The sequence below is a fragment of the Streptomyces sp. NPDC031100 genome, from assembly GCF_055570785.1.
In genome coordinates this window covers 392,375-405,933 of record NZ_JBVIGN010000001.1, presented here as the reverse complement: position 1 = coordinate 405,933, position 13,559 = coordinate 392,375, and the positions used below count along the sequence as shown (strand labels likewise).

Sequence of the window (13,559 nt, the reverse complement as noted above, 5' to 3'; positions counted from 1 at the left end):
TCACTGCGAGCCGCGGAACTCCGGTCCCTCCACGATCAGCCCGGCCACCAGCGCGCCGGACATGCCGGCGTGGGCGAGTCCGCCGCCCGGGTGCGACCAGCCTCCGGCCGTGAACAGGCCTGGTATCGCCGTGGTGTTGGACGGGTGCAGCACGCCCTCCGGCGCGGCCAGCGCGGGTGGCGGAACCGCACCGCCCGTGGCGCCCGTCTCCCGCTCGGTGTCCAGGGGTGTGCGGACCTCGCGCCACAGCACCCGCTCGCGCAGCCCCGGCACAGCGCGCTCCGCGGCGGCGACCATCCGGTCCGCGAAGGCGTCGGCGGCGCCCGGCGCGGCCCAGTCGTACTCCGTCGCCGACGGCACCGTCGCGGTCAGCACCACGGACTCGTGCTCCCCGTCGGGACGCAGAGCCGGGTCGTCCGGTCGGTCCACGACGACCGTCGGCAGGTCGGGCACCACCCCGTGCCGGAACAGCTCCAGGTCACCGTCGGCGTCGACCGCGTGCACCACCGTGCGGTGCACGGCGCCGGGCTCCCGTGCACCGCGCAGTGCCAGGCAGACGACCGCCCGGCCCGGGTAGTGGTCCTCGGGTTCCGCGGGCACGTCCCGCGCGCCGTACAGGTCCCGGCCCGCGATCAGGCCGGTCAGCCGCCAGGGCCCGGTGCCGACGACGAAGTCGGCCTCGGCCGCCGTACCCCCAGCCAGCTCCACCCCGGCCGCCCGGCCGTCCTTCTCCAGAACCCGGGTGACCTCGGCGCCGAAGACGAACTCGACCCGCCGCTGCAGGCACCGCTCGTACACCGCGCGCGCCAGTTCCCGGATTCCGCCGCGCACGTACCAGGTGCCGAAGGCATGCTCCATGTAAGGCAGCACGGCCGCGCTCGCCGGGGCGATCCCGGGATCGACGCCGTAGGCGAGCGCGTAGCCGTCCAGCAGCTGTGCCAGCCGTGGGTCGCGCAGCTCCCATCTGCCGATCTCGAACAGCTTGACCACGCGCCGGGTGCGCAGCAGTCGTTTGTACGTGAGGCCCGGATACGGCTCCTTGTCCAGCAGCACGTCCCAGTTGGGCCACAGCGGCTCCTCCAGCAGCGGACGGCGCGTGTGGTCCCAGGCCTCGCGGGCCCGCACCAGGAAGTCGCCCCAGCGCTGCCCGGCCCCCGCCCCCAGCGCCTTGTCCAGGGCCGCGACGACACCCGCGCGCGAGGCGTTCGGCAGCGAGACCTCGGTGCCGTCCGCGAAGACGTGCCGGGAGCTCGGGTCGACCTGGACCAGCTCGACGCAGTCCTCCAGCGGCTCCTTGCCGGTCTTGATGAACAGATCGCGGTAGACCGCGGGCAGCGTCAGCAGACCGGGGCCGGTGTCGAAGGCGAACCCGTCCCGCTCCAGGCGGCGCACCGCACCGCCGTACGTCTCGTCCCGCTCGTACACCGCCACCCGGTGGCCCGCGACGGCCAGCCGGGCAGCGGCCGCCATCGCGCCCATCCCGGCGCCGATCACCGCAATCCGTGCCATGCCTGCGACTTTATCGACTGCCACTGACAATCCGGCCCGCGGGCGGTCCGCCCCTGGCCGTCAGCCCGGCGGCCCGGGCATCCGCGAGGCGAGCCGCCGCTCCTCGCGCCGCTGGGCCCGGCGCCGCAGGAAGCGCCGGATCCGCGAGATCAGGAACACCAGCACCACGAGCCCGGAGACGAGCAGCACCGCCGCGATGATCGCCGCCGCCTCCGGATGGAACATCGCGAACGCGACGATACCGCCCACCCCGAGATCCTCGGCGAGGCTCAGGACGAAGTTGCTGAACGGCTCGGGCGAGGTGTTGACCGCCATCCGCGTCCCGGCCTTCACGGTGTGACTGGCCAGCGCGGTGGAACCACCGATCAGACCGGCGGCCACGTCCGGCAGCGAGCCGCTGTGCCCGGCGAGCAGTGCCCCGACCCAGGCGCCCGCGAGCGGCCGGACGACCGTGTGCACGGAGTCCCACACCGAGTCGACGTACGGGATCTTGTCGGCGACCGCCTCGCACAGGAACAGCACGCCCGCCACGATCAGCACCTCGGGGCGCTGCAGCGTCTGCGGGACGTCGTCGCTCACTCCCGTCGCGCCGAAGAGGCCGAGCAGCAGCACCACCGCGTAGGCGTTGATGCCGCTGGCCCAGCCGCTGGTGAAGACAAGGGGGAGCACGGACACGGACGCGATCGTAGCCAGACGGCGGACCGGCGTCGTGGGCACCCGCACGCACGCCTGAGTATCCGTACTCAGACGGCGAGATGAGTACGGGCGCGGATGGGCCGCGACCTGCGTCGACGGGAGAGTGGAGACACGGCAAGGGGCGCGGACCGGTACCGCCGACACGGGGCGGCGGAACGGCGCCCGCGCCCTGGCCGCTCCTTCCGCCGATCCGTCGGCGGAAGCGAGGCACGGGGGACCCGGGGCAGACCACCACGGGGGACCAACGGGGGAAACCGTACGGGGAGTACGGGAAGTACGGGGGAGTGGGAAGGCGCCGGTCCGGCAGCGGACCGGCGCCTTTCTCGTGCTCCGCGCTCTGATCAGCCCTTGCCGCTCACGCGTCCCTGGAGCAGCCGGGACAGGGCCGCGTGAACGTCGTCCAGGGAGCGCTCCGGCTGGAAGGCCTTCCAGTCCAGGGCGGCCACCAGCACCATGCCGACCAGCGCGGCCGCCGTCAGCTGGATGTCGATCTCCTCGCTGAACTCGCCGGCTGCCACGCCCTCGCGCAGCACTCCTTCGACGACGGCGACGGCCTCCTGCCGCACCACCATCAGCGTGGACTGCCAGGCGCGGTTGGTGCGCCACAGCTCGGCCACGTACAACTGGGTGAAGGCCGGGTAGCGGTCGATGAAGACCAGGCCCGCCCGGACCATCGCGTCCAGCGCGTCCACCTTGCTGCCGCCCTCGGCCGCGGTCCGCTCGGCCGCCTCCCGCAGGGAGGCGGTGAGGAGGCCCACCCCGTGCCGCAGCAGTTCCTCGAAGAGGACCGACTTGCTCGCGAAGTTGTAGTAGACCGTGCCCTTCGCGACCCCGGCCCGCTCGGCGATCTCGTCCACCGTGGTGGCGGAGAAGCCCTGTTCGGCGATGAGGGTGACGGCCGCCTCGTAGAGCTTCTGGCGGGTGGCCTCGCGGCGCGTGCTGCCGCCGGACGTGGCGCTGCTGCTTTCCATGGCCCTGATTGTCACAGGTACGCGCGCGTGCAGGGACGCGTTGGCGATCACAGGCTCAGCTCCGGGTGCAGCCGGTCCAGCGTCCACACCTGGCGGCGCCGGGCCGCGAGCGCGGTGAGCGCGACGGCGCCCGCGGTGTACGCGACCAGCACGCCGCACGCCTGCCACACCGGGCCGAGCCCGCCGCCCGTGATCAGCCGGCGCAGGGCCTCGACGATGTAGCTCATCGGCAGGAACGGGTGCAGTGCGGTGAAGAAGCCCGGGCTGGTCTGCACGGGATACGTGCCCCCCGCCGAGGTCAGCTGGAGCATCAGCAGGGCCAGCACGAGGATCCGGCCGGCCGCGCCGAAGCGGGCGTTCAGCCACTGCACGATCGATGCGAAGCACGCCGCCACGAGGAACAGGAAGCCGACCGTGCCGGCCGCCCGCGCCATCTGCAGACCGATCGCCCAGTGCAGCACGGACATCAGGGCGACCGTCTGCAGCACGCCCACCGCGGCCACCGGCAGCCAGCCGGCCAGCGCGATCCGCCAGGCCGGCGCACCGGCCGCCAGGGCACGCCGGTTGAGCGGCGGGATCAGCATGTACGCCACCATCGCGCCCACCCACAGGGACAGCGGGATGAAGTACGGGGCGAACCCGGTGCCGTAGTTGGGCGCCTTGTGCAGGTCGTGGGAGGCCAGCTGGACCGGGTCGGCCATCACGCCGGTGCGCCGGTCGCGGTCCTGCTTGTCGTAGTCCGGGATCTTCTTCGCGCCGTCGTGCAGACCTCCGGCGAGCTTTCCGGAGCCGTCGACCAGCTTGTACATGCCGCCGCTGAGCGTGTCGGCGCCCGCGTGGGCCGTGCCGATGCCCTTGTCGAGCGCGCTCGCGCCGGTCTCGGCGGTACCCATCCCGGTGTGCAGCTTCCTGGCGCCCGCGGCGACCTCGGCGGCACCGCCGTTCAACTTGTTGATCTTCCGGACGGCGTCGGCCACGTCCTCGTAGAGGTGCGGTGCGCGATCGGACAGGGCCTGGGCCTGCTTCTGGAGCGTGACGAGGTTGTCCCGCAGCGTCTTCAGGTCGCCGTCCTGGTCGGCGATCAGCGTGTTGAGGTCGTCGGCGACGGTGGCCACGTCGGCGGCCGCCTGCCGGGCCTTCTTCAGCTCGGGGCAGGCCGGGTCGGGGAGCACGCCGCTCTCGCAGCGCGCCTTGTAGACCTCGTCCAGGACGGCGGAGGAGGCGTGGGCGAGCCGGGCGGCGTCCGGCGCGTGCTCCACCAGGTCGTCGAGATTGTGGCGGACCGCCTTGGCCGAGTCCGCGACCAGCTGAGCGGTGTCGCCGATGGTCTTCTCGTTGTCCTTCAGGAACGGACCGGCCTGCCGGTAGACGCCGTTGACGTTGTCGGCGAGGGTCTGCGTGCCGTTCGCGACCTGCTGCGAGCCGTCCTCCAGGTCGCTCGCGCCCTGGGTGAGCTTCGTCAGCCCCGTGGAGAGCTTGCCGCTGCCGCTCTTGGCGTCCCTCAGGCCGTCCGCGAGGTCCTTGGAGCCCTTCTCCGCCTTGCCGAGGCCGCCCTTGAGCCGGTCGGCGCCCTCGGCGGCGGTCACGGTCTTGTCGTGGATGCCGGAGAAGGAGACGAAGATCCGGTCCAGGAAGGTCCGGGACGTCTTGGTGGAGGCGGCCGAGCGGACCTCGTTGAAGACCGTCCGGGAGATCTGCCCGACGATGTAGTTGTTCGCGTCGTTCGTGCGCACCCGGAGCGCGCCCGTTTCAGGGGAGTCGCCCGAGCTGGAGGCGATCCGCTCGCTGAAGTCGCCCGGCATCGTCAGCGACAGGTAGTAGCTGCCGTCCTCGACGCCCCGGCGGGCCTCGGCGTCGCTGACCTCGTGCCACTCGAAGGTCCGGCTGTCGCGCAGCCCGGCCACGATGTCGTCGCCGGCCGTGATCTTCTTCCCGCCCGCCGTGGCGCCCTCGTCGTCGTTCACGAGGGCCACCGGGATGCGGTCCAGACGGCCGTACGGGTCCCAGAACGACCACAGGTACAGCGCGCCGTAGAGCAGGGGCAGCACGAGCAGCGCGACCAGGGCGGCGCGCGGCAGCTTCCCCCGCCCGAAGCGCCTCAGCTCAAGCGCGGCCAGCCTCGGCGAGCGCATCGGCCTCCTCCTTCGGGTCGTTCGGCAGGTCGTTCTCCGGCTCGTTCTCCGGCTCGTTCCTCGGGTCGCTCTGGGGCCTGTTCTCCGGGTCGCTCTGGTGGGTGTCGTCCCGCCCGGTGGAGAGGGCAAGGGCGTCCGCGGGGGCGGTGCGGCACACGGCCACGACCGTCGTCCCCGCGCGCGTGAGGGAGCGCAACAGGTCCCAGACCTCGGTGCGTTCGGCGTCCGAGAGCTTCGTGTCGACGTCGTCCACGCCGAGCAGCCCGGGCCCGCCGAGGAGGGCCAGTGCGATGGACAGGCGCAGCTCCTGGAGCCGCTCCAGGTCGCGTACGGCCGTCCGGGAGCCCTTGGGGAGCGTCTCCGTGTCGAGTCCGGCGGCGGCCAGGGCCGCGTCCACGCGCAGCCGTGCCTCGTGGGTGCGGTCCGCCCGGGGCCGCAGCGCCTCGCGCAGCGAGTCGCCGAACCTGCGCTGGAGCAGGGCGCGTTCGCGCAGGTGCTCCCCGACGGTCAGGGCCGGTTCCAGGTCGGTGACGCCGGCCACGTTGGCCACGGCGGCGATGCGGCGCACGGCCGCCAGGTGCCGGGGGAGCCGGAACCCGCCCACCGTGGCCGCTCCCTCGGTGGTCTTCATCCGTCCCGTGAGCGCGAGCAGCAGACTCGTACGGCCGGAGCCGGACGGTCCCTCGACCGCGATCAGCGAGCCGGGTCGTGCGTCGACGGTGATGCCGCGGAAGGCCCACCCCCGCGGGCCCTTGAGCCCGAGGCCCTCGGCCGTGATGTCCACGCCGTCCACAAGCCCCCCTGCCTGCTTGCCGTTTTGAACTGACTGGTCAGTGCAAAAATACGCCCGAACCTACGATCGAGGCAAAAGCCCAGGTCAGAACGGATTGTCAGTGCCATACCTCACGATGGGCACATACGGCACCCGTGCCGTCACCCAGACGATGGGAGGTTCGTCATGGCCAACTCGTCCGCAGCCGCCGCCCACCGGCGCCGCGCCACCGGCCCTGCCCCCTCACTGACCGGCCCGGCGAGCGATGTGCACCCCGTGCTCCGCCGGGCCACGGCTCCGCCCGCCGCCCTCGACCTGCTCGCCCAGGCCCGCGCCGGACTCGACGAGGCCGACCGCCTGGAAACCCCCAACGAGCGCTATGCGACGGCTCACCTCGCCGCCCTGCGCACCGCCGCCGCCGTGCTCGCCGCACGGGGCCGCCCCGAGACCTCGTCGCGCCGCCGGGCCCGCATCCGCAGCGCCTGGGAGGTGCTCCCCGAGATCGCTCCCGAACTGACCGAGTGGAGCGCCCTGTTCGCCTCCGGCGCCGCCCGCCGCGCCCGCGCCGAGGCGGGCATCCAGGGCGCGGCCTGGCAGCGGGACGCCGACGACCTGATACGCGACGCGGCGATGTTCCTCCGCATCGTCGAGCGGATGCTGGTGCTCCAGCCCGTCCTGCCCCAGCCCCGCCAGGACACCGGCGAACAGGCCGGCCCGGGCACCCGCGGCGACCTCCCGGACGCGGGCTGACGGCCCATGGTCCGGCGTACGAGACGCAGCCGTCCGTACAGAGCCGCGATGACCAGGTAGGGCACCGGAGGCAATAGGGTGGAGGTCGCCGGAAGCCGTCCGCCCTGCCGAGGAGTCAACTGCCGTGTCGGACCCGATGCGCCCCCGCGCCTCTCTCCGTACCGCCGTGGTCTGGGAGGTCCTCCAGGACGCCCTCGACCGCCGGGTCAAGGCCACGGGGCGGGAGTCGCTGGACGTGCTCGACACCGGAGGCGGCAGCGGCAAGTTCGCCGTGCCCGTCGCGGGCCTCGGCCACCGCGTCACCGTCGTCGACCCCAGCCCGAACGCGCTGTTCGCGCTGGAGCGCCGCGCCGCCGAGGCCGGCGTCGCCGACCGGGTCAAGGGCGTCCAGGGCGACGCCCACGGCCTGTTCGACGTGGCCGAGCGCGGCGGCTACGACGCCGTGCTGTGCCACGGCGTCCTGGAGTACGTGGACGACCCCGCCGAGGGCGTCCGCAACGCGGTGGCCGCACTGCGCTCCGAGGGCTTCCTCAGCGTCCTCGCCGCCGGTCTCGGCGGTGCCGTCCTCGCGCGGGCCCTCGCCGGCCACTTCAAGGAGGCCAAGCAGGCGCTGGAGGACCCGGCGGGCCGCTGGGGCGCCGGCGACCCGATGCCGCGCCGCTTCACCGCCGAGCAGCTCACCGAGCTGGTCGAGGGAGCGGGCCTGCGGATCGGCGCCGTGCACGGCGTGCGGGTCTTCGCCGACCTGGTGCCCGGCGTCCTGGTGGACACCGAGCCCGGCGCCCTCGACGCCCTGCTGAAGCTGGAGGCCGCCGCGGCCGAGCTGCCCGCCTTCCACTCCGTCGCCACCCAGCTCCATGTGCTCGGTGAGGCACGCGGGTCCGCACAGGCTTGAGCGGCCTTCCTGGACCTGCCGCTGATCAGGGACTTGGCAGCAGATGGAGTACGACACAAGCCCCCCGATCGAGCGGTTTGCGCCGTATGATCGAGGTATATCGTCCGGCATGACGGATCGGCCGCCGGGGAATGGAAGCCTCAGCGAGCCGGGACGCCCATGGCGGATTCCGGTTGGCCTATTGGCGCAGAGGGGCGGGTTTCACGGGGGCGATTCCCTGCCTATCCTGAAGGGACCCCCCGGGTCGCCCCGGCGACTGCACGATGAGGAGGACTCCGTGCCGCTCTCGGAGCACGAGCAGCGCATGCTCGAGCAGATGGAGCGAGCGCTGTACGCCGAAGATCCCAAGTTCGCGTCGGCGCTTGAGGGAAGTGGGCTGCGGACGTACACCCGGCGGCGGGTCTACCAGGCGGTCGCGGGCTTCCTCGTGGGTATCGCGCTCCTCATGGCCGGAATGGTCGCACAGCAGATCTGGGTCAGCGTGGTGGGTTTCCTCGTCATGCTGGGCTGCGCCGTGCTCGCCGTCACGGGCTGGCGCAAGGCTCCCAAGCCGGGTGAGCAGCCCGCAGCGGGCGCCACTCGCCGCCAGGTACGGCAGAAGCGCTCCATGATGGACCGGATCGAGCAGCGCTGGCAGCGCCGCCGGGACGAGCAGCAGGGTCATTAGCCGCTCGGCGGTACGCGAGAACAGGATTCGCGCAGACAACAGCAGACATCAGTGAGCAGACATCAGTGAGGGGTGACCACCAGCCGGTGGTCACCCCTCACACGTGCGCGGTCTCCGCTCTGCCGTACTCGGTCTCAGCCCTGCTGCCCCGAGGGCCTGGGCAGCGTCGGCCGGGCCGCCACCGCACGCGCCCTGAGCGCCGCCCACCGGGCCGACACCGCCCACAGCACCCGCACGGCCGACCGCGGCGCGAACTGCGCCCGCAGCCGCGTCCCCCTGCCGATCCTGCCGTTCAGGGCGGTGATCACCCGGCGCACGTCCTCCGCCAGGCCCGCCACCGGGCGCGGCCGGGGCGCGTACAGCACCTGCTCCAGCGCGTCCGCCACCCGGTGCACGGCGGCTCCGGCGGCCGGGTCGAGTTGCCCGAGCCGGACGATCCGGGCGGCCGCCGTGCGCGGGGTCTGCGACTCGTCCGGCAGGATGCCGACGTCCCAGGCGCTGTCGGTCAGCTCCTGCCAGGCCGCCAGCGTGTGCGCCGCCGCACCCTCCTCGGTCCGCGGGTACCCGCCGAGCCGGACGGACCGCAGGCGGGTCCGCCACAGCATCGGCGCCAGCGGGATCGCCAGGACGGCCAGGGCGCCGAGCCCGATCAGCGGGAGCCACAGCAAGGGCCACAGGTCGACGCCACCGGCGTGGACCGCCACGGCCGCGGACGGGCTGTCGCACGCCTCGAGCTTGCGCTGCTGGGACGTGCAGCTCTCGCTCGGCGCGGCCGACGCCGAGGGCGCCGTGGACGCACCGCGCGACGGCAGGGCCTCGTTCGGCACGGAGCTGCTGGGCGTGTCCGACCGGGTGTACGAGGGCGTGGTGCCCCGGGACGGGGTCGGCTCGAAGCGGGTCCAGCCCACACCCTCGAAGTACAGCTCGGGCCAGGCGTGCGCGTCCTTCAGGCTCACCGAGACCGTGCCGTCCGCCTGCGGGGTGCCGGGCGCGAAGCCCACCGCGACCCGGGCCGGGATGCCGAGTGTGCGGGCCATCGCCGCCATCGCGAAGGAGAAGTGGACGCAGAAGCCCTGCTTCTTCTCCAGGAAGGTCGCGATCGCGTCCGGACCGTGGCCGACCTCCACCTGGGTGTCGTACTGGAAGCCGCCGGACACGGCGAAGTAGTCCTGGAGCTTGACCGCCTCCTCGTAGTGGCTCGACGCGCCCGCGGTGATCCCCTTGGCGGTCCGGGCCACCACCTTCGGCAGCCTGGCCGGCACTTTGGTGTACTCGCGCTTCACGGCGGCGGGCGGCTGGGGAGCCTCGGCCAGCTGCTTGGCGGTCGGCTGCACGTCCAGGCTGTTCACCTGGTAGGTCTCGCCGCGCGTGTTCTGCCCGTGGTCGCCGACGAGCGTCATGCCGACGGGCTCGTACCGCCAGTTGCCGCTGATGCGCACTGCGCTCGGCGGGTACGGCATCGGCAGCCAGTCCTGGGCGTACCAGTCCGCCGCCGTGATCGTCGTCTTCACGGTGGTCCGCTTGACGTCCGTGCCCAGGCCGACGGGTGTCGGGAGGACGTCCGGGACGCCGACGATGTGGCGCTGGGACGGCTTCCAGGTCGTGCCGTCGAAGTCGTCCAGGGACACGATCCGCAGGTACATGTCCGAGAGGTCGCCCGTGCTGGTCTTCAGGGAGAGCACCTGGCGGTCGTTCTCCACGTTGAGGCTGTCGCGCAGCGACACCAGGGGGTTGACCGCGGAGATCGTGCCGCCGGTCCCGTGGCCCGCGCCGATGCCCCTGCCGGTGGCGTCCAGCAGCCCGCCCTGGATCGTGAACAAGGGGAGGGCCGGTACCAGCACGGCGACCCCGAGCGCCACCGCGCCGATCCGGCGCCCGGTGCGCACCGGGGCCACCGCTCCGCCCTCCGGCTCGCCCGGGTTGCGGGGCGCACCGCCGAAGACACGGCCCCACTGGGCCAGCCGGATCCGGCCCTCGGCGAGCAGCAGCATCAGATAGCCGACCGCCGCGAACAGGAACCACAGCCAGTCGAGGCCGTCGTCGGACAGCCCGGCGGCCACCGAGTACAGCGCGAGCAGCGGCAGTCCGGCCGGGGCCGCGCTGCGGAAGGTCACCGCGAGGGTGTCCACCAGCAGGCCGATCACCACGACACCGCCGATCAGCATCAGCTTGATGCCGTCCGTGAGCGGTGCCGGTATCGCGTACCGGCTGACGTCGTCCGAACCCTGCTGGAGCAGGTCGGCGAAGTGCCGGAAGGCGTCCGGGCCGGGGACGATCCCGATGATCGCCTGCTGCCGGGCGAAGACCAGGGTCAGCAGCATCAGCGAGACCAGGGCCTGCGCCGCCACGGTCAGCGGCCGCGCCAGCGGCACCCGCCGCGCCGCCGCGCCCACCCCGGTCTGCACGCCGATCAGCAGGATCGCCTGGAACAGCCAGATGGACTGGTCGACCAGGGGCAACAGCGCGCACGCGGTCATCAGCGTGGCCGCGGCGGCGCACAGGGCCAGTCGTGCCCGCCCGCTCATCCCAGTGCCTCCCCGCTCACGGCGGTCAGGCCCGAGCGTTCCCGGTCCGCCTGCCGCCACAGATCGTTCAGCGAGGCGCCGCGCGGCACGCTCAGCGCCGTCCAGCCCGCCTCGCGCAGCATGCGCAGCCGCTCCGCGTGCCGGTCGCCCGGGCCCGGCACATCGGTCGCCTCGCGCACCCAGGTGTCCGGGTCGAGCACGAAGGCGACCGCTGCGCCGCTGCGCTGCCGCATCCTGGCCACCACCGCTGCCTGCTCCTCGTCGAGATCGCCGAGGAAGGCGACCAGCAGCCCCTCGTTCCCGCCGCGCAGCACGTCGTACGCCCGGGCCAGGCCCGTGCCGTCGGAGTGGTCGATCACCGCGAGGGTGTCCATCATCAGCCCGGCCGCGTCCGCGCCCTCCTGGCCGGCGCCCGCGAACCCGTCGGCGCCCTCACCCGGCGCCGAGCTGCCGCCGTCCGTCAGCAGGCGCACGGTGAAGCCCCGTTCGAGTATGTGGACCAGGACCGACGCGGCGCCGGAGACGGCCCACTCGAAGGCCGAGTCGGGGCCCGCGCCCTCATAGCCGATCGCCCGGGTGTCCAGCAGGACCGTGCAGCGCGAGCGCCGCGGCTGCTCCTCGCGGCGCACCATCAGCTCGCCGTAGCGCGCGGTGGAGCGCCAGTGCACGCGGCGCAGGTCGTCGCCGTAGCGGTACCCGCGCGGGATCACGTCGTCCTCGCCCGCCAGGGCCAGCGAGCGCTGCCGTCCGTCGCCGTACCCCCGGGCCTCGCCGCTGAGCCGGACCGGCGCCAGCGGCTCCACGCGCGGGATGACGGTCAGGGTGTCGGACGTCGAGAAGGAGCGGGTCAGTTCGCACATCCCGAACGGGTCGGTCAGGCGCAGCTGGAGCGGGCCGAGCGGATAGCGGCCGCGCAGGTCGGAGCGGACCCGGTAGGACACCTCGCGGTGGCCGCCCGGCTCCACCCGGTCCAGCACGAAGCGCGGCCGGGGACCGAGGACGTAGGGCACCCGGTCCTGGAGCATCAGCAGGCCCGTGGGCAGCCGGGAGACGTTGTCCATCCGCAGATGCACCCGGGCCTCGCTGCCGGCGGGCACGCGCGCGGGGGAGAGCCGGCGGCTGCCGGCCACCCGGTAGCGCGTGCGGTAGAGCACGGCCGCGCAGAGCAGGGGCAGCACGGCCAGCAGCAGGCCGACCCGCAGCAGATCGCTCTGGCCCAGCACATACGCGCAGACCGCGGCCGCGATCCCGGCGGCCAGGAAGGACCGCCCGCGGGTGGTGAGCCCCGCCAGGGCCGTGCGGACCCCGCCCGCCTCCCCGCGGTCGGCCTCCGCCTGCCCCGTCCCCCCGGTGTTCATCACAGGCTCCGCGGGGGCTGCTGCGGATAGGCCGGAACGGCCCGGCCCAGACCGCCGAAGCCGCTCTGCTGCTGCGGCGTCGCGGGCACCGGGGTGTGCTGCAGGATCTCCCGCACCACCTGCTCGGCCGTACGACGGTTGAGCTGGGCCTGGGTGGTGGGCAGCAGCCGGTGGGCGAGGACGGCGACGGCGAGCGCCTGGACGTCGTCCGGCAGCGCGTACTCCCGGCCGGCGAGGGCGGCGGTCGCCTTGGCCGCGCGCAGCAGGTGCAGTGTCGCGCGCGGGGAGGCGCCGAGTCTGAGGTCGGGGTGGGTGCGCGTGGCCGCGACCAGCTCGACTGCGTACCGCCGCACCGCCTCCGAGACGTGCACCCCGCGCACCGCCTCGATCAGCTTCACGATCTCGTGCGCGTGCGCCACCGGCTGGAGGTCCTCCAGCGGGGAGGCCCCGCCGTGCACGTCCAGCATCTGCAGCTCGGCCTCGATGCTCGGGTAGCCGACGGAGACCCGGGCCATGAAGCGGTCGCGCTGGGCCTCGGGCAGCGGGTACGTGCCCTCCATCTCGACCGGGTTCTGGGTGGCCACCACCATGAACGGGCTGGGCAGTTCGTAGGTCTGCCCGTCGATGGTGACCTGCCGCTCCTCCATGGACTCCAGCAGCGCCGACTGGGTCTTGGGCGAGGCGCGGTTGATCTCGTCGCCGATCACGATCTGCGCGAAGATGGCGCCCGGCTTGAACTCGAAGTCACGGCGCTGCTGGTCCCAGATGGACACACCGGTGATGTCCGACGGCAGCAGGTCGGGAGTGAACTGGATGCGCCGCACCGAGCAGTCGATGGACCGCGCCAGCGCCTTGGCGAGCATCGTTTTGCCCACCCCGGGGACATCCTCGATCAACAGGTGTCCCTCGGCGAGCAGTACGGTCAGCGAAAGCCGTACGACCTCGGGCTTGCCCTCGATCACACCCTCCACCGAACTGCGGACGCGCTCCACAGTGGCGGTCAGATCAGTGAGGCTCGCTCGATCGTCATAGGTCGTCACCCGGCCCTCCTCGGCCCGTTCTTACTCGGGCCGACGCTCTGCGATGCGAAACCGGCCCACCCCGAAAACACGGACACCGCGCGGAAAAGGTTCCACGCGACGCCCACCCCCCGCATTCTTGCTGCCGTTACCGATTCGTGTCACTCGCCTGTGGACAACTGCCCGCACGATGTCGGTCTTACGGCCATTTCGACCACCGTTTTCGCTGCCGGGCGGCGGAATGCGTGCGTACGGCGGGGTGTTC

At 73.0% G+C, this 13,559-nt stretch carries 11 protein-coding genes; 3 read left to right on the top strand and 8 right to left on the bottom strand.

All coding sequences use genetic code 11. From position 1 onward, the window contains the following. The 5 genes from ACZ5DS_RS01860 to ACZ5DS_RS01840 form a co-directional block, all read right to left on the bottom strand. Positions 1-1,509, bottom strand: coding sequence for a phytoene desaturase family protein (locus ACZ5DS_RS01860; protein ID WP_468232957.1), 1,509 nt, complete (start codon positions 1,507-1,509; stop codon positions 1-3). Positions 1,510-1,569: 60 nt separating this feature from the next. Continuing rightward, a complete protein-coding gene (locus tag ACZ5DS_RS01855; RefSeq protein ID WP_468232955.1) occupies positions 1,570-2,184 on the bottom strand; it encodes a DUF4126 domain-containing protein in 615 nt (204 codons plus the stop codon). Between the two features lie 362 nt (positions 2,185-2,546). After that, entirely contained in the window at positions 2,547-3,176 is a 630-nt protein-coding gene (locus ACZ5DS_RS01850) for a TetR/AcrR family transcriptional regulator (protein ID WP_468232953.1), read from the bottom strand. Positions 3,177-3,223: 47 nt separating this feature from the next. Beyond that, positions 3,224-5,308: a YhgE/Pip family protein gene (locus ACZ5DS_RS01845; protein ID WP_468232951.1), complete on the bottom strand. Its 2,085-nt coding sequence runs from the start codon at positions 5,306-5,308 to the stop codon at positions 3,224-3,226. Next, positions 5,280-6,101 carry an ATP-binding cassette domain-containing protein gene (locus ACZ5DS_RS01840; RefSeq protein ID WP_468232949.1) on the bottom strand — a complete coding sequence of 274 codons (822 nt, stop codon included), beginning with the start codon at positions 6,099-6,101 and terminating at the stop codon, positions 5,280-5,282. The genes ACZ5DS_RS01845 and ACZ5DS_RS01840 overlap by 29 nt, the downstream gene beginning before the upstream one ends. Before the next feature lie 165 nt (positions 6,102-6,266). Here ACZ5DS_RS01840 and ACZ5DS_RS01835 point away from each other — a divergent pair, with 165 nt between their 5' ends. From ACZ5DS_RS01835 to ACZ5DS_RS01825, 3 genes are all read left to right on the top strand, one after another. After that, positions 6,267-6,830: an SAV_6107 family HEPN domain-containing protein gene (locus ACZ5DS_RS01835; protein WP_468232948.1), complete on the top strand. Its 564-nt coding sequence runs from the start codon at positions 6,267-6,269 to the stop codon at positions 6,828-6,830. A gap of 124 nt (positions 6,831-6,954) precedes the next feature. Beyond that, positions 6,955-7,725 carry a methyltransferase gene (locus ACZ5DS_RS01830; RefSeq protein WP_468232946.1) on the top strand — a complete coding sequence of 257 codons (771 nt, stop codon included), beginning with the start codon at positions 6,955-6,957 and terminating at the stop codon, positions 7,723-7,725. Positions 7,726-8,002: 277 nt separating this feature from the next. Further along, on the top strand, positions 8,003-8,392 hold the full coding sequence (locus tag ACZ5DS_RS01825) for a DUF3040 domain-containing protein (RefSeq protein WP_468232945.1): 390 nt from the start codon (positions 8,003-8,005) through the stop codon (positions 8,390-8,392). Between the two features lie 134 nt (positions 8,393-8,526). Here ACZ5DS_RS01825 and ACZ5DS_RS01820 read toward each other — a convergent pair whose 3' ends face one another. The 3 genes from ACZ5DS_RS01820 to ACZ5DS_RS01810 are packed head-to-tail and all read right to left on the bottom strand — an operon-like array spanning position 8,527 to position 13,315. Continuing rightward, positions 8,527-10,917, bottom strand: a complete 2,391-nt coding sequence (locus ACZ5DS_RS01820; RefSeq protein ID WP_468232943.1) for a transglutaminase TgpA family protein — start codon at positions 10,915-10,917, stop codon at positions 8,527-8,529. Then, positions 10,914-12,275, bottom strand: a complete 1,362-nt coding sequence (locus tag ACZ5DS_RS01815; protein WP_468232941.1) for a DUF58 domain-containing protein — start codon at positions 12,273-12,275, stop codon at positions 10,914-10,916. Before ACZ5DS_RS01815 ends, ACZ5DS_RS01820 begins: the two co-directional genes overlap by 4 nt. After that, positions 12,275-13,315, bottom strand: coding sequence for an AAA family ATPase (locus ACZ5DS_RS01810; RefSeq protein ID WP_468232939.1), 1,041 nt, complete (start codon positions 13,313-13,315; stop codon positions 12,275-12,277). The genes ACZ5DS_RS01815 and ACZ5DS_RS01810 overlap by 1 nt, the downstream gene beginning before the upstream one ends. Positions 13,316-13,559 lie beyond the last annotated feature (244 nt).